The organism is Clostridium sp. ATCC BAA-442 (assembly GCF_964239415.1).
Taxonomy (GTDB): Bacteria; Bacillota; Clostridia; order Oscillospirales; family Oscillospiraceae; genus Flavonifractor; species Flavonifractor plautii.
In genome coordinates, this window is the sequence record NZ_CAXSQB010000002.1 from 101,373 (window position 1) to 116,498 (window position 15,126).

Below are 15,126 nucleotides of genomic sequence, written 5' to 3' on the forward strand. Positions count from 1 at the left end.
TGGTGTCCGCCCAGTCAACTGCTTTTTTTGATGAGCGGCTTATGGACGTTTGGAGCGTGTAGACGCTTTTCAGACCCGAATTAGTGGTGGGGCTCTTTACAAACAGAAGTGCCTATATTATCATAGGGGACATCTGGATAATAGGGAGGGTTTTTGTGGAACGTCTCACTTATACGGCGCTGGAACAGGGGAGATATGACGGATACCTGCTGCGGCAGGCCCCTGAGCGGGTACTCCAATTCGGTGAAGGAAACTTTCTGCGGGGATTCGCAGAACATTTCATTGACGTGATGAACGAGCGTACAGACTTTCAGGGTAAGGTAGTGGTGGTTCCCCCCGCCTCTGCCGGAAAGACCGGCCGCATCAACGATCAGGAGGGGCTCTACCAGCTCTGCCTGCGGGGGCGGCGCAACGGGGAGACGGTGGATCAGTGCCGGATAGTGAGTTGTATCAGCCGGGCGGTGGACGTGTTTGAGGAGTATGACGCCTTTCTCCGCACGGCCCATAATCCGAATATGCGCTTTATCCTCTCCAATACCACCGAGGCAGGAATCGTCTACGAGCCGTCCAGCCGGATGGACGACCGCCCCCCCGCAGGGTTCCCGGCCAAGCTCGCACGGCTGCTGTGGGAACGCTACCAGACCGGACTGCCGGGGTACATCATTTTTCCCTGTGAGCTCATTGCGGACAACGGCGGGACGCTGCGGGACTGCGTACTGCGCCACGCCCGGGACTGGGGGCTGGAGGCGGGCTTTTTCCGCTGGCTGGAGGAGGAGAACGCCTTTTGCAGCACTTTGGTGGACCGCATTGTTACCGGCTATTCCCCGGAGCAGGCCGGGGCGGTGGCGGAGGCCACAGGCCTGGAGGACAAGCTGCTGGATGTGGCGGAGCCCTTCGCCCAGTGGATTATTGAGGCTCCGGAGTGGGTGCAGGGGGAGTTCCCGGCGGAGCAGGCCGGTCTGCCCGTGCGCTTTGTGGCCGATCACCGCCCCTACCGGGAGCGGAAGGTGCGCATTCTCAACGGGGGCCACACTGTCCTGACCCCGGCGGCCCTCCTCTCCGGGCACACGCTGGTGCGCACCTGCATGGCGGACCGGGGGCTGAGGAACTTCCTGGATGGGGCGCTGTTTCAGGAGATTATCCCCACACTCTCCCTCCCCCGGGCGGAGTGCGAGGACTTCGCCCTGGCGGTGGAGGAGCGGTTTGACAACCCCTACGTGGACCACCGCCTGGTGGACATTGCCCTCAATTCCGTCTCCAAGTGGCGGGCGCGGGTGCTGCCCAGCGTGGAGGCCTTCCACCGCCGGCAGGGGGCGCTGCCCCTCCGGCTGGTATTTTCTTTTGCGGCCCTCTGCGCCCTCTACAGCCGGGGAGAGGGGGAGGGGTGCCCAGTGCGGGACGAGCCGGCTGTGCTGGATTTCTTCGCCCGGCGCCAGGCGGACGGACCGGAGGCGCTGGTCGCCGCCTTTGCCGCCAGGGTGGACTTCTGGGGCCGGGATCTGACAGAGCTGCCCGGCTTCGTCCCCGCCGCGGGGCGGGCCATGGCCCGCATCCGGGCCGATGGCATGGCCGCGGCGCTGGAGGCCTGCGGGAAGGAGGCGCTGAAATGAGCCGCTGCCTGCGTATTGCGCCAACAGACAACGTGGCCGTGGCCCTGGAGCCGGTGGCGGCGGGGATCCGCGTGGCGGTGGAGGGGGCTTCCGTTACCACCCGGGAGGACATTCCCCAGGGGCACAAGCTCGCACTGACCGCCATCCCCGCTGGGGCGGATGTGATCAAGTACGGCTATCCCATCGGACGGGCCAGGACGGAGATCCAGCCGGGCCAGTGGGTGCACACCCACAACCTGGCTACCCGGCTGGATGGGGCGGGCGCTCCCCAGGCTCAGGTGGGGGGTGGGGCCCCGGCCCCCCTGCGGCCCCGCTCCTTTCAGGGCTACCGCCGGGCGGACGGCCGGGTGGGAATCCGCAACGAGCTTTGGATCGTGCCCACCGTGGGCTGCGTTAACGGCGTGGCCCGGTCCATGGCCCGGCGGGTGGAGGACTATGCTAGGGGGCGGGTGGACGGAGTACACGTCTGGTTCCACCCCTACGGCTGCTCTCAGATGGGGGAGGATCAGGAGCACACCAGGGCCATCCTCTGCGGCCTGATCCGCCACCCCAATGCCGGGGGTGTACTGGTGCTGGGGCTGGGGTGTGAGAACAGCAGCATTGCCGTGCTGCAAGAGCGGCTGGGCCGCTGGGACAGCCAGCGGGTGGCTTTCCTGGAGTGCCAGGCCGTGGAGGATGAGCTGGCCGAGGGGGAGCGTCTGCTGCGGGAGCTGGCCGACCGGGCGGCAGCGGACCGGCGGGAGCCGGTGGGGGCCGATGAGCTGGTGGTGGGGCTGAAATGCGGCGGCTCCGACGGCCTTTCCGGCATCACGGCCAATCCCCTGGCGGGCCGGGTGACCGACCGGGTGATCGCCATGGGCGGCTCCGCCCTGCTGGCGGAGGTGCCGGAGATGTTCGGGGCGGAGGGGGTGCTGTTCCGGCGCTGCGCCGACGAGGGGGTGACCCGGGCCCTGCCCGCGCTGGTGGAGGAGTTCAAGGACTACTTCACCCGCCACGGGCAGGTGGTCTATGAGAACCCCTCGCCGGGCAACAAGGCGGGTGGGATCACCACCCTGGAGGAGAAGTCCCTGGGCTGTGTCCAGAAAGGGGGAAACACACCCATAGCGGATGTGCTCCACTACGGGGAAACTGTGCGCCGCCGGGGGCTGACGGTGCTCCAGACACCGGGCAATGACTTGGTGTCCGCCACCGGGCTGGCAGCGGCGGGGGCCCACCTGATCCTCTTTACCACCGGGCGGGGCACTCCCTTCGGCGCGCCGGTGCCAACCCTGAAGCTGGCCACCAACACCGCCCTGGCCAGCCGCAAGGCCGGCTGGATCGACTACGACGCAGGCGGCCTGGCCCAGGGGGACGCTTGGGAGCCCCACATTCAGGCGCTGCTCCAACTGGTGCTGGACACGGCCTCCGGCGCCCCCACCCGTGCTGAGGCCGCAGGCTATCGGGAGATCGCCATCTGGAAGGACGGCGTTACTCTTTAACCGATATGGGAGCAGATAAAAATCCCCGCCGCAGAGAATCTGCGGCGGGGATTTTTGCGCACTAAAAGGAACAGTGAATCATGGTATTGATGGCCTCCTGATAGGAGAGCTGAATGTGCTCGGACAGCAACCGGCAGGCATCTTCCGGGCGGCGCTCTAAAATGGCATTCAGGATATCAATATGCTCCCGGTTACTGACCTGATAACGGCTTGGACGCCAGGCTGTGATGCGGATGAGGTTGAGATATTCCGTGAGGCTGCGCATGAGCTGGGAGGCATATTGGTTGTGAAGTGTGTCAACCAGCTTCAGGTGAAATTCGTTGTCCAGTTCAATAAGCGGCGCAGCCGTCTGGCCCGCGTTTCCGGCCTCGTCGTCCTGATGCTGGAGCAGCAGCGTGCGCATGTCCACCGCCCACTGGAGATCCACCTGGTGAAAGCACTGATGGAGAATCAGAGGTTCCAGCAGGGAGCGAATTTCAAAGATATCATGGATGTCCTTGAGCGTGGGGCGGCTGATTTCAATCCCTTTGCGGGGATGTATATGAACCAGCTTGTCCTGAGCCAGGGCAAGAACCGCCTCCCGGACGGGAGTACGTCCAAGCCCCAGCAGCGCCTGGAGCTGTGCCTCATTGATGAATTGTCCCGGGGTCAAATCTTTTTGCAGAATCATCGTCTTGATCTGGTCATACGCGACCTGCGACAGACTATCCCGCCGTTTATCCACCACTGCCGCCATTGGCATATCCTCCTGATACTCTATGTGATATATGACAGACACATAGAAAAATGGCTGTACTTACAACATCGTTGGTGTCATTATACCAGCATCTTTTCCAGGGGTCAAGGCTTTAAAGTGGGGAAAAATGGATAATTTTTGTGCTTTATTTACAAAATTTAAGGATGGGAAATGGCTATCTTGGCAAAATTATCGGTTTATGTCTTGACGGATGGAGGGAACTGTGCTACATTTTGGGCTAGAGATATATCACAAATATATTATAAAACAGATTGGACTCCTGCGGAAAGCAGGGCGGCCGGCGGGCCCGCGCATCGGGAAACGGCGGACTAGGAAGGATGGAAAGCCATGAGACCATTCCTGGATGAGGATTTTCTGTTGACCAGTGATACGGCGAGGTATCTATACCATCAGGTGGCGGAACGTCTGCCCATATTGGACTACCACTGCCACGTGAGCCCGCGGGAGATCGCGGAGGACCGGATCTTCCACAACCTGACCCAGCTCTGGCTGGAGGGGGACCATTACAAATGGCGGCTGATGCGGGCCAATGGTGTGGACGAACGGTATATCACCGGCGATGCCGGGGATTATGAGAAGTTTGAGGCTTGGGCCGGCGCCGTGGAGCAGGCGGTGGGCAATCCCCTGTACCACTGGAGCCATCTGGAGTTGCGGCGCTACTTCGGTTACACGGGACACCTGACGGCGGCCAACGCCCGCCAGGTGTGGGAGCACTGCAGCGCCGTCATCGGCGGGGGCCTGAGTGTGCGTGAGATCCTGCGTAAATCCAATGTGACCCTTTTGTGCACCACTGATGATCCGGCGGACACCCTGGAATGGCACCAGAGGCTGGCTGCCGACCATACCCTGGAAACCAAAGTGCTCCCCGCATTCCGGCCGGACAAGGCGGTTAACGTGGAAAAGGAGGACTTCCCAGACTATCTGGCCCGGCTCTCCGCCGCCGCAGGGGTGGACATCAACGGATGGGGGAGCCTGCTGGCCGCCCTGGATAACCGGATGGACTTCTTCGCACAGCACGGCTGCAAGGTGTCCGACCACGGCTTGGACAACCTGCGGTACGCCCCGGCCCGCCCGGAGGAACTGGATGGCGTGGTCAGGCGCCGCCTGGCGGGAGAAACCGTGACGGAAGAGGAGGTGCGGCAGTATAAGTGGGCGCTGCTGACCCACCTGGCACGGGGCTACGCCAAGCGGGACTGGGCCATGCAGCTTCACTTCGCCGCCCAGCGGGACAACAACCACCGTATGCACCGCCTGCTGGGGCCGGACACCGGCTACGACAGCATCGGCCCTGGGGTGAACCTGCCGGCACTGGCTGCTTTCCTGGACGGGCTGGATGAGACGGGGGAGCTGCCCCGCACCATCCTCTATTCCCTGGAGCCCAGCGACAACGCCGCGCTGGTGGCCCTGATGGGCTGCTTCCAGGGGCCCGGTACTGCGGGGAGGCTACAGCACGGCTCCGCCTGGTGGTTCAACGACCACAAGCCGGGGATGGAGGCCCAGCTTACCACCTTGGCCGCAGGCGGCTTGCTGGGCAACTTTATCGGGATGCTCACCGATTCCCGCAGCTTCCTGTCCTACACCCGGCACGAGTACTTTCGACGCATCCTCTGCAACCTTATCGGCCGGTGGGTGGAGGACGGCGAATTCCCCGATGACCCCGCCGCGTTGGAGCGGCTGGTGGCCGGGATATCCTATCGCAACAGCATCCACTACTTCGGTTTCGAGCAGTATCACTTACGGGGGGCAGATACGGTATGAGTATGATCAGCGTCAAAGGGCTTCAGAAGAGCTTTGGCAAGCACGAGGTGCTCAAGGGCATCGACATCGAGATCCAGCCCGGCGAGGTGGTGGCCATTGTGGGCCCCTCCGGCTGCGGCAAGTCCACCTTTCTGCGCTGCCTGAACCTGCTGGAAAAGCCCACAGGGGGACAGATCCTCTACCACGATGTGGATCTGGTCAGCGCCGACGCCAGGAGCGCCAACAAGGTGCTCCTGGGTATGGGCATGGTGTTCCAGCAGTTTAACCTCTTTCCCCACCTGACGGTGCTGGACAACATCATGCTGGCCCCCGCCCTGGTTAAAAAGCGGGATAAGAAGGAGTGCGAGAGCCAGGCCATGGAGCTGCTGAAGACCGTGGGTCTGGAGGATAAGCGGGACGCCTACCCCAACCAGCTCTCCGGCGGACAGCAGCAGCGCATCGCCATCGCCCGGGCCCTCGCCATGAGGCCCGAGGTCATGCTTTTTGACGAGCCAACCTCCGCCCTGGATCCCGAGATGGTGGGCGAGGTGCTGGACGTGATGAAGAAGCTGGCCGCCGATGGTATGACCATGTTGGTAGTGACCCACGAGATGGGCTTTGCCCGCGAGGCGGCCGACCGGGTGATTTTCATCGACGGCGGCCGCATTGTGGAGGACAGCGAGCCCGAGGAGTTCTTCGCCCATCCCAAGAACAAGCGTCTTCAGGATTTCCTGAGCAAGATGCTCTGATTCAAACCATTCAAGGAGGAAGCAAACATGTCTCAGATCAAGGTGACCCGCTACAGCGGCGTCAAGTACGAATTCGTGGACGGCTATGCCCGTGTGCCGGTGCTGGAGGGGGAGTTTGACCAGGCCCACTTCGCCCACTGCGCCCTGCAGCCCGGCTGCTCCATCACACCGGAGGTCTACTCCGTCACCGAGCACAACCAGCTCTTTATCTTCACCAAGGGCAAGGGCTATGTGACCACCCCCCGTCAGGCGTGGAACATCAGGGAGCCCGGCGTATTCGTCCCTGAGTTTGACGCGGAGCGCTTCACCATCACCTGCTCTGCGGACAGCAAGCAGCCCCTGGAGTTTCTCCACATCATCACCGAGCTGAGCGACTACGACAAGACCTGCCTGGTGGAGTCCCGCATGGTACTGCCCCGGTTCCGCGGTATCTCTGAGGGCTGGACCTACGACGAGGATTTCAAGGACAACGACACCACCACCTCCATTATGCTGCTGGAGCACCGCAACCTGGGCCGTCTGTCTATGGGCTGCGTCCGCGGCACCGGCCCCATCGAGATCGGACAGCACATCCACAACGAGCTGGCCCAGTGGTATTTCCCCCTGCCCGGCTCCGAGTTCATCTACACCGCCGGCGGCGAGGAAGTAAAGATGACCGGCGGCGACCTGTCCTTCACCCCCACCGGCTTCTGGCACGGAAGCAAGGTGGAGGCCGGCAGGCAGTGCGACTACATCTGGTTTGAAATGTGCATCGACGGTTATCCCGGCGAGATCAAGTAAGCCAATTCACATTGACTCAAAGGCTTAATTTATTGTAAAGGGGAATGTACCATGGCTTTGGTTAAAATTTCGAAGGGCGCCGACATCCGCCACGAGTATACCGATGGGGTGTCCCGGGTGCCTGTTCTGGAGGGCGCCTACAAGGATGCGGCAGTGGAGCGCATCTCCCTTCAGCCCGGCGCGGAGCTCTCGCCCGCCCTCTATTCCAAGACGGAGCACAACCAGGTGTTTCTGATCACCGCCGGCAAGGGCTACATCGCCACCCCCCGCCGCGTGTTCAACATCACGGAGGTCTCTGTGTTTGTGCCCGACTTTGACAAGGAGCAGTTCACCTTCCACTGTGCGGCCGATGCCAAGGAGTGCATGGAGATCGTCCATTTCGTCACCGAGCTCAACGACTACGACAAGACCTGCCTGAAAGAGGCCCACCTGACCCTGCCCCGGTTCCGGGGCGTGTCCCAGGCGTGGCACTACAAGGAGGACTTTACCGGCGCCGACATCCAGCAGATGATGATGATCGAGCACCGCAACCTGGGCCGCCTGTCCATGGGCGCCAACTTCGGCACCGGCCCTAACTACATCGGCCAGCATATCCACAACGAGCTGGAGCAGTGGTACATCATGCTCCCCGGAGCCTCCTTCACCTACACCGCTGAGGATGAAAAGATCCACGTGGAGGGCGGCGACATCACCTTCACCCCCCACGGCTCCCACCACGGCAGCGAGTGCGCCGAGGGCGAGCGGTTCGCCTATGTGTGGTTTGAGCTGTGCGAGAACGGCTATCCCGGCGAGATTAAGTAAGTCATGAGGGCGACCTGGCCCCTTTTGGGCTCCAACGGCCCGTACAGCCGCGTCCCGCTTGCCGCGTTTTTGGAGGCGGAGGTACGGCTTGGTCTGGACGGCGTGGATTTCGTGCCACAGACACCCCACTTCTGGTGCAGCCACACGGGACATGAGTCTACCGCCCCCCTCAGGGCCGCCTTGGCGGAGGCGGGTCTTCCCGTCCGGGTGCTCACGCCGCCCCCCTACCGCTACTCCCTCACCGCTCCGCCGGGGCGGCAGCGGGAGGCCACCTTGGACTACTACCGGGTATGCATCGCCCTGGCCGCCGAGCTGGGGGCCGGACGGCTGGTGCTGGGGGCGGCGGGGGCCTGCTGGGATATAGAGCCGGAGGCTCTGCGGCGGAATGCCGCCGGACTGCTTTCCGCGCTGTGTCCTCAGGCGGAGGCCGCAGGTGTGCGCCTGCTGCTGGCTCCGGTCATGGGGCCGGAGACCCCGCTTATTGCAGAGTCTCCTGTGCTGGGCAGGCTGGAGGAGCTCTCCGAGCTGCTCCGCCGGGTGGACAGCCCTGCCCTGGGGGTGTGCCTGGACACCAACGTTATGAGCACCTGGGGCGACAGCATCCCCCGGTGGTTCGAGCGGTTGGGGGAGCACACCGGCCTGGTGCGCCTGTGCGACGGAAACTACCACGGCTGGCGGGCCTGGGGCGAGGGTGTGCTGCCCATGGAGCGCTACCGGGCGGAGCTGGAGGCGGCGGGCTATGCCGGCCCGGTGTCCCTGCTGCTGCCGGGGGAGCGCTATGCCGGCCGGCCCTCCTGGCCGGAGGAGCGGGCCCTGGAGGTCCTGAGAGGAGGGGCGGAATGAGAGGCATCAAACGCAGTCAGCTGGTCAACATGAACCAGCACTACCGCCGCTTTTCCATGGACTTCTTCCTGGATTGCCAGCAGCGCCTGGGTATCGGGCAGATTGAGCTGTGGTGCGGCGCCGCCCACTTCTGGCTGGATCACACCGGCTATGACGATATCTCTGCCCTCAGGGCCAAGCTGAGGGCCCACGGCGTGCGGGTGGTGTCGGTCACCGCCCCCAGCATTGCCTACCAGTACCAGTATGCCGCCCAGGAGCCCGCCCACCTGGAGTACTCCTTTCGATATTTTTCCAACGCCATCCATCTGGCCGCCGAGCTGGGGGCCGACCGGGTGGTGGTGAACTCCGGTTGGGGCTACCAGGGAGAGGACGAGTCCGCCATGTGGAACCGCTGCCGGGATCACCTGGGCCGGCTGTGTCAGGTGGCCCAGCCCTGTGGAGTGACACTGGTCATGGAGTCCCTCCGGGACGACGAGAGCAACCTGGTCTGCAACCTGGAGCGGGCCCGCCGGATGCACCGGGAGGTGGGACACCCCAGCCTGAAGATGATGGTGGACAACATTGCCACCGGCGCGGCGGGTGAGACTCTCGGGGACTGGTTCCGGGCCTTTGGAGCCGAGCTGATCCACATGCACTTTTTGGATGGAGATCCCTGGCTGCATAACGTCTGGGGGGATGGCAACACCGCCCTGGCCCAGCAGATTCAGACCATGAACGACCACCACTATACCGGATATCTGGTGCAGGAGGTGGCCGACGAGCACTATTTTTCCGATCCCTATGCCGCCGACCGCCGGAATCTTCGGGTTCTGGAGCGGTTTGTGGAGGACGATTGACGTTATTTTCCGGCAGATGTCTCCGCCGGTCAATAAAAATCAGAAAAGGAAAAGGTGAATCAAATGAAGCTGAAGAAACTCGTACCTGCGGCCCTCTCTCTTGCACTGGTCCTCTCTCTGGCCGCCTGCGGCAGTCCCAGTGAGCCCTCCGGCTCCACGCCCCCTGACACCAATCCTCCCGCTACCGGTTCGGCTGTCCCCGGCACGGAGGCTCCCGCGGCCGACGACTCCCTCCAGAAGGTTCTGGACGCGGGCAAGCTGACCATCGCCGCTGAGGGCAACTGGGTGCCCTACGTTTACAACGAGGATGGCACCGGCGAGCTTACCGGCTTTGAGGTGGATATCGCCAAGGAGATCTGCTCCCGCCTGGGCGTGGAGCCCGACTTCCAGATCTCTAGCAGTTGGGATCCTGTGGAGGCCGGCATGGACTCCGGACGCTATGACTGCATCATCTGCGGCGTGAACCCCAAGCCCGAGCGCCAGGAGAAGTACAACATGTCCATTGCTTACGCCGAGAACCCCTTCTGCCTGGTGGTGGCCGGTGACAACGAGGAGATTACCAGCTTTGCCGACCTGGCCGGCAGGAGCTGCGCCAACGCCCTGAACTCCACCGCCGGTGATCTGGCCCGCAAGGCGGGCGCGGAGCTGTCCGACGCATCCCTCACCGCCGCCATGGATCTGATTGTCTCCGGCCGCGCCGATGCCACCGTCAACAATGTGGCCGCCGTAGAGGAGTACATGAAGGAGCGCCCCGACATGAACGTGAAGATTGCCGCTATCTATGAGCCCGAGGAGGGCGAGGAGTGGATCATCCAGTCCGCAGTGGCCTTCCAGAAGGGCGCCGACACCCTGACCGAGAAAGTCAACGAGATCCTGCAGGAGATGATCGATGACGGCACCTGCTACGACCTGACCGTTCAGTACTTTGGCCAGTCCGTGGCCGACAGCACCAGCATCTATCAGAAGTAAGCTGACCCCAGCACTTTTCCGCCGGGGGGCCGCCGCAGGCGGTCCCCCGGCCCTATGAACACTATTTCTAAAGGAGGCGGGCCGCTGTGGATAATACCCTTCAGTTGCTCATCGATTCGTTCTGGCCGCTCTTTAAGGCCGGTCTTACCATTTCGGTACCTCTGATGCTCGTTTCGTTTATCCTGGGACTGGTCGTGGCCTTCGCGGTGGCGCTGATGCGGATGTCCAAATGGAAGCCCTTAAAAGCCATTTCCTGGTTCTATGTCTGGGTCATCCGCGGTACGCCGCTGATCGTACAAATCTTCATCATCTTTTTTGGCCTGGCCTATGTGGGCATCATCCTTGATCCCATCCCGGCGGCCATCTTGGCCCTGACTATCAGCCAGGGCGCCTATAACTCCGAGGTCATCCGTGCAGCCCTGGGCTCCATCCCCAAGGGCCAGAATGAGGCGTGCAGGGCTCTGGGTCTGAACAAGTGGCAGACCATGAGCCGGATCATTGTCCCCCAGGCCGCCCTGGTGGCCGTGCCCTCCCTGGGTAACTCCTTCATCAGCCTGCTGAAGGACACCTCCCTGGTGGCGACCATTACCGTTCATGAGATCTTCCAGACTGCCCAGGCCATCAACGCGGTCAAGTTCCAGCCGCTGCTGCTGTATATCGAGGCCGCCTTTGTCTACCTGATTTTCAGCACGGTCCTGACCCAAATTCAGGGCATGCTGGAGAAAAAGCTGGGCAAGCATCTGGTGGATACCAGAGTGTGATGAGAGAGGCGCAAACATGTTACATTTGAATATGCAAGGTCTGCAGGATCGGGCGGCCTGGGCGCAAGCCGGTATCCGGCTGCCCCGCTACGATGTGGCTGCCGTACGGGCCCGCACCTGGGAGGCGCCGGCGTGGCTCCACTTTGGCGCGGGCAACATCTTCCGGGGGTTCCTGGCTGCGGCCCAGCAGACTCTTTTGAATACCGGCAGGGCCGACACAGGCATCCTGGCCGCCGAATCCTTTGACTTTCAGATCATTGACCAGGTCTATAGCCCCTATGACGCCCTGAGCCTGCTGGTGCGCATGCGCGCCGACGGCAGCGAGGAGCGGGAGGTGATTGCCAGCGTGGCCGGCGGCCTCAAGGCCGACTGCGCCGGCCCTGACTGGGCCAGGCTGACCCGGGTGTTTTGCAGCCCGACTCTCCAGATGGCCAGCTTCACCATTACCGAGAAGGGCTACGCCCTAACCGATCTGGAGAAAAAGCCCCTGCCGGTGGTGGAGCGGGATCTGGCCGCCGGGCCGGAGGGGCCCCGTCACACTATGTCTATCGCGGCGGCTCTGCTGTACCGCCGTTTCCAGGCCGGAGGCGCGCCCATTGCCATGGTGAGCATGGACAACTGTGCCCGCAACGGGGAGAAGCTCCGCGCCGGGGTGCTGTCCATGGCCCGGGGCTGGGCGGAGCGGGGGCTGGTAGAGTCCGCTTTCCTGGACTGGCTGGAGGACGAGGGCCGGGTGAGCTTCCCCTGGTCCATGATCGACAAAATTACCCCCCACCCCTCCGAGCGGGTGCAGGAGGAGCTGGGGCGCCTGGGTGTGGCGGACATGGCCATTGCCCGCACCAACACGGGCACCCTTATCGCCCCCTTTGTCAACGCGGAGATCACGGAGTACCTGGTGCTGGAGGACGCTTTCCCCAACGGACGCCCCGCCCTGGAAGGGGCGGGGGTGTATCTCACGGACCGGACCACCGTGGAGAAGGCGGAAAAGATGAAGGTGGGCACTTGCCTAAACCCCCTGCACACCGCTCTGGCGGTGTACGGCTGCCTGCTGGGGTATACCTCCATCGCCGCCGAAATGGGGGATGCAGATCTCAAGGCCCTGGTGGAGCATATTGCCGCCGAGAGTCTGCCCGTGGTGGAAGATCCCGGTATCCTCAGCCCCAGGGCATTCATTGACGAGGTGCTCCATGAGCGATTCCCCAATCCCGCCATCCCGGATACACCGCAGCGTATCGCAGCCGACACCTCACAGAAGCTGCCCGTCCGTTACGGCGGTACCCTCAGGCGCTATGCACGGCAGTCGGAGCAGGCATTGGCCGGACTGGAGTTCGCCCCCCTGGTGTTCGCCGGCTGGTGCCGCTACCTGCTGGGGGTGGATGACAGGGGAAACGCCATGCCTGTCAGCCCGGACCCCATGTTGCCCCAGCTCCAGGCCCACCTGAAGGGAATTGAAGTGGGCCGGCCCGATTCCCTGGCAGGACAGCTCCGCCCCATCCTGTCCAATGCAGCCCTCTTTGGGGTTGATCTGTATGCAGCAGGCCTGGGGGAGAGGACAGAAGAGATGTTCCGGGACATGCTGGCCGGCCCGGGGGCGGTGCGGGCCACCCTGCACCGCAATTGTGCATGTAAACAGCCATAACAGAAATAGAGGATTCTGTTCCGCCCTTCAGACGGCAGCAGGGCGGGAAGCGTAAGGAGGAAACAGCCTTGAAGATGACATTTCGCTGGTATGGGAGCCAACTGGATCCCATACCGCTGCGATACATCAAGCAAATCCCCAACATGAGCGGCGTGGTCACCTCCCTGATGGATCTGCCCGCCGGCGCGCTCTGGCCCACGGAGCGCATCTCAGCCCTCAAAGAGGAAGTCAATGCCGCTGGCCTGGAGATGGAGGTCATTGAGAGCGTCAATGTCCATGAGGACATCAAGCTGGGCCTGCCCGGACGGGACGCGTATATCGACAACTACCGGGAGACGGTGCGGCGGCTGGGCCAGGCGGGTGTAAAGGTGATCTGCTACAACTTTATGCCGGTTTTTGACTGGACCCGCACTGATCTGGCCAAGCCGCGGCCCGACGGCTCCACAGTCCTGGCCTATGATCAGGCAGTCATTGACCGCATCACCGACCCACAGGCCTTCGCGGATCAGATCCAACAGGGGGCAGGGGAGTTTGAGATGGCGGGCTGGGAACCGGAACGCATGGCGGAGCTCAAGCGCCTGTTTGCCCAATACCGGAATGTCTCCCATGAGGACCTGTTCCGCAACCTGAAGTATTTCCTGGAGGCAGTGATTCCCGTCTGCGAGCAGTACGATGTGAAGATGGCCATCCACCCCGACGATCCCCCCTGGGATATCTTCGGCCTGCCCCGCATTTACACCTGCCGGGAGAATATGCGCCGCATCGTGGAGCTGGTGGACAGCCCCTATAACGGGCTGACCTTGTGCTCAGGCTCTCTGGGCTCCAGCCCCTGTAACGACATTCCTGCCCTGGTACGGGAGTTCGGCGGAGAGGGACATATCCACTTTGCCCATGTGCGCAACATTAAGTTCACCGGCCCCGGCCGGTTTGAGGAGGCGGCCCACCTCTCCGGCGACGGAAGCCTGGATCTGTACGAAATTATGAAGGCCTATTACGATGTGGGCTTCGAGGGCTACATACGCCCCGACCACGGACGCATGATCTGGGACGAAAAGGGGCGGGCGGGCTACGGCCTGTATGACCGGGCCCTGGGCGCCAGCTATCTGAACGGCCTGTGGGAAGCGATTCAGAAGAATAACATTCAGCGTAATGGACAAAACGGCGCCGCGGCTGTGTAGCCGGACGGGAAAGGATATGGAGTATGAATCCCATTTTGGAACAGATTTGCCGCATTGGCATCATCCCGGTTATCGCCATTGACGATGCGAAGAAGGCCGTCCCCCTAGCCCGCTCCCTGGTGGAGGGAGGGCTGCCTGCGGCAGAGGTGACCTTCCGCACCTGTGCCGCCGAGGAGGCCATGCGGGCGATTGCGGCTGAGGTGCCCGAGATGCTTCTGGGTGCGGGTACCGTTTTAAACCATGAACAGGTGGACCGGGCCCTGGCGGCCGGGGCCAAATTTATTGTCAGTCCCGGCTTCAACCCCGATACCGTGCGCTATGTAAAGGCCAAGGGGGGGCTGATCCTGCCCGGTACCGCTACCCCAGGCGAGATGGAACAGGCCATGGCTTTTGGGCTGGAGGCGGTCAAGTTTTTCCCCGCCGAGCAAAACGGCGGTGTGGCCAAGCTCAAAGCCATCGCCGGACCCTATAAGGCTCTGAAATGGATGCCGACCGGCGGTGTCAGCGCCAAAAATCTGATGGATTATCTGTCCTTTGACCAGGTTGTGGCCTGCGGCGGCACCTGGATGGTGAAAAAAGACCTCATTGAGGCGGAGAACTGGGCCGAAATCACCCGCTTGACCCGGGAGGCGGTGGATACCATGCTGGGCTTCAGCCTGGCCCATGTGGGCATCAACTGCTTGGACGCCCAGGCGTCCGAGCGCACGGCCAGGACCATCTGCGGCCTGTTCGGCCTGCCCTTCCGGGCGGGGAACAGCTCCAACCACGCGGGGACGGCGGTGGAGTGCACCAAGGCCCCCGGCCCCGGCGTCCACGGACACATCGCCATCGGTACCAACAGTGTGGAGCGGGCCATCTATCATCTGGAGCGCCGCGGGGTGGCGATTGACCACGCCACCTGTAAGACCGATGCCAAGGGGCGGGCAAAGGCGGTCTACCTGGAGGGAGACTTTGGGGGCTTTGCTATCCACCTGGTGCAGAAATAAGG

The 15,126-nt window shown here is 62.8% G+C and carries 14 protein-coding genes; 13 read left to right on the top strand and 1 reads right to left on the bottom strand.

What is annotated here, in order from left to right; genetic code table 11:
- Positions 1–155: 155 nt before the first annotated feature.
- Both ACESY8_RS01575 and ACESY8_RS01580 read left to right on the top strand, forming a co-directional pair.
- Positions 156–1,610, top strand: a complete 1,455-nt coding sequence (locus ACESY8_RS01575; protein WP_039996922.1) for a tagaturonate reductase — start codon at positions 156–158, stop codon at positions 1,608–1,610.
- Positions 1,607–3,088 carry a UxaA family hydrolase gene (locus ACESY8_RS01580; RefSeq protein WP_054339193.1) on the top strand — a complete coding sequence of 494 codons (1,482 nt, stop codon included), beginning with the start codon at positions 1,607–1,609 and terminating at the stop codon, positions 3,086–3,088. Before ACESY8_RS01575 ends, ACESY8_RS01580 begins: the two co-directional genes overlap by 4 nt.
- A 61-nt stretch (positions 3,089–3,149) precedes the next feature.
- Here the strand turns inward: ACESY8_RS01580 and ACESY8_RS01585 are convergent, their stop codons facing one another.
- Complete coding sequence (locus ACESY8_RS01585; RefSeq protein WP_024723631.1) at positions 3,150–3,824, bottom strand: GntR family transcriptional regulator; 675 nt, start codon at positions 3,822–3,824, stop codon at positions 3,150–3,152.
- 348 nt (positions 3,825–4,172) lie between these two features.
- Between ACESY8_RS01585 and uxaC the strand changes: the two genes are divergently transcribed.
- The 11 genes from uxaC (at position 4,173) to eda (ending at position 15,124) form a co-directional block, all read left to right on the top strand.
- Complete coding sequence (gene uxaC / locus ACESY8_RS01590) at positions 4,173–5,603, top strand: glucuronate isomerase (protein WP_195484599.1); 1,431 nt, start codon at positions 4,173–4,175, stop codon at positions 5,601–5,603.
- 2 nt (positions 5,604–5,605) lie between these two features.
- On the top strand, positions 5,606–6,331 hold the full coding sequence (locus tag ACESY8_RS01595) for an amino acid ABC transporter ATP-binding protein (RefSeq protein ID WP_024723630.1): 726 nt from the start codon (positions 5,606–5,608) through the stop codon (positions 6,329–6,331).
- Positions 6,332–6,358: 27 nt separating this feature from the next.
- Positions 6,359–7,111, top strand: a complete 753-nt coding sequence (locus ACESY8_RS01600; protein ID WP_054339192.1) for a cupin domain-containing protein — start codon at positions 6,359–6,361, stop codon at positions 7,109–7,111.
- A 51-nt stretch (positions 7,112–7,162) separates the two neighbouring features.
- Positions 7,163–7,912 (top strand): cupin domain-containing protein, encoded by a 750-nt coding sequence (locus tag ACESY8_RS01605; RefSeq protein WP_007490550.1) that lies wholly within the window; start codon positions 7,163–7,165, stop codon positions 7,910–7,912.
- Positions 7,913–7,915: 3 nt separating this feature from the next.
- Positions 7,916–8,755 carry a sugar phosphate isomerase/epimerase family protein gene (locus ACESY8_RS01610; RefSeq protein WP_082382928.1) on the top strand — a complete coding sequence of 280 codons (840 nt, stop codon included), beginning with the start codon at positions 7,916–7,918 and terminating at the stop codon, positions 8,753–8,755.
- A complete protein-coding gene (locus tag ACESY8_RS01615; RefSeq protein WP_007490547.1) occupies positions 8,752–9,591 on the top strand; it encodes a sugar phosphate isomerase/epimerase family protein in 840 nt (279 codons plus the stop codon). The genes ACESY8_RS01610 and ACESY8_RS01615 overlap by 4 nt, the downstream gene beginning before the upstream one ends.
- Before the next feature lie 63 nt (positions 9,592–9,654).
- A complete protein-coding gene (locus ACESY8_RS01620; RefSeq protein WP_007490546.1) occupies positions 9,655–10,560 on the top strand; it encodes a transporter substrate-binding domain-containing protein in 906 nt (301 codons plus the stop codon).
- An 86-nt stretch (positions 10,561–10,646) separates the two neighbouring features.
- Positions 10,647–11,321 carry an amino acid ABC transporter permease gene (locus tag ACESY8_RS01625; protein ID WP_007490544.1) on the top strand — a complete coding sequence of 225 codons (675 nt, stop codon included), beginning with the start codon at positions 10,647–10,649 and terminating at the stop codon, positions 11,319–11,321.
- Between the two features lie 16 nt (positions 11,322–11,337).
- Positions 11,338–12,960, top strand: a complete 1,623-nt coding sequence (locus tag ACESY8_RS01630; protein ID WP_054339188.1) for a mannitol dehydrogenase family protein — start codon at positions 11,338–11,340, stop codon at positions 12,958–12,960.
- Positions 12,961–13,028: 68 nt separating this feature from the next.
- Positions 13,029–14,138, top strand: coding sequence for a mannonate dehydratase (gene uxuA, locus ACESY8_RS01635; protein ID WP_024723626.1), 1,110 nt, complete (start codon positions 13,029–13,031; stop codon positions 14,136–14,138).
- 23 nt (positions 14,139–14,161) lie between these two features.
- Positions 14,162–15,124, top strand: coding sequence for a bifunctional 4-hydroxy-2-oxoglutarate aldolase/2-dehydro-3-deoxy-phosphogluconate aldolase (gene eda / locus ACESY8_RS01640; protein ID WP_024723625.1), 963 nt, complete (start codon positions 14,162–14,164; stop codon positions 15,122–15,124).
- The last annotated feature ends 2 nt before the right edge of the window (positions 15,125–15,126 follow it).

Bases quoted from the DNA above. Each gene is read 5' to 3' on its own strand.
- ACESY8_RS01580 (WP_054339193.1), top strand. From the start codon at position 1,607: ATGAGCCGCTGCCTGCGTATTGCGCCAACAGACAACGTGGCCGTGGCC.
- ACESY8_RS01585 (WP_024723631.1), bottom strand. From the start codon at position 3,824: ATGGCGGCAGTGGTGGATAAACGGCGGGATAGTCTGTCGCAGGTCGCG.
- uxaC (WP_195484599.1), top strand. From the start codon at position 4,173: ATGAGACCATTCCTGGATGAGGATTTTCTGTTGACCAGTGATACGGCG.
- ACESY8_RS01595 (WP_024723630.1), top strand. From the start codon at position 5,606: ATGATCAGCGTCAAAGGGCTTCAGAAGAGCTTTGGCAAGCACGAGGTG.
- ACESY8_RS01600 (WP_054339192.1), top strand. From the start codon at position 6,359: ATGTCTCAGATCAAGGTGACCCGCTACAGCGGCGTCAAGTACGAATTC.
- ACESY8_RS01605 (WP_007490550.1), top strand. From the start codon at position 7,163: ATGGCTTTGGTTAAAATTTCGAAGGGCGCCGACATCCGCCACGAGTAT.
- ACESY8_RS01610 (WP_082382928.1), top strand. From the start codon at position 7,916: ATGAGGGCGACCTGGCCCCTTTTGGGCTCCAACGGCCCGTACAGCCGC.
- ACESY8_RS01615 (WP_007490547.1), top strand. From the start codon at position 8,752: ATGAGAGGCATCAAACGCAGTCAGCTGGTCAACATGAACCAGCACTAC.
- ACESY8_RS01620 (WP_007490546.1), top strand. From the start codon at position 9,655: ATGAAGCTGAAGAAACTCGTACCTGCGGCCCTCTCTCTTGCACTGGTC.
- ACESY8_RS01630 (WP_054339188.1), top strand. From the start codon at position 11,338: ATGTTACATTTGAATATGCAAGGTCTGCAGGATCGGGCGGCCTGGGCG.
- eda (WP_024723625.1), top strand. From the start codon at position 14,162: ATGAATCCCATTTTGGAACAGATTTGCCGCATTGGCATCATCCCGGTT.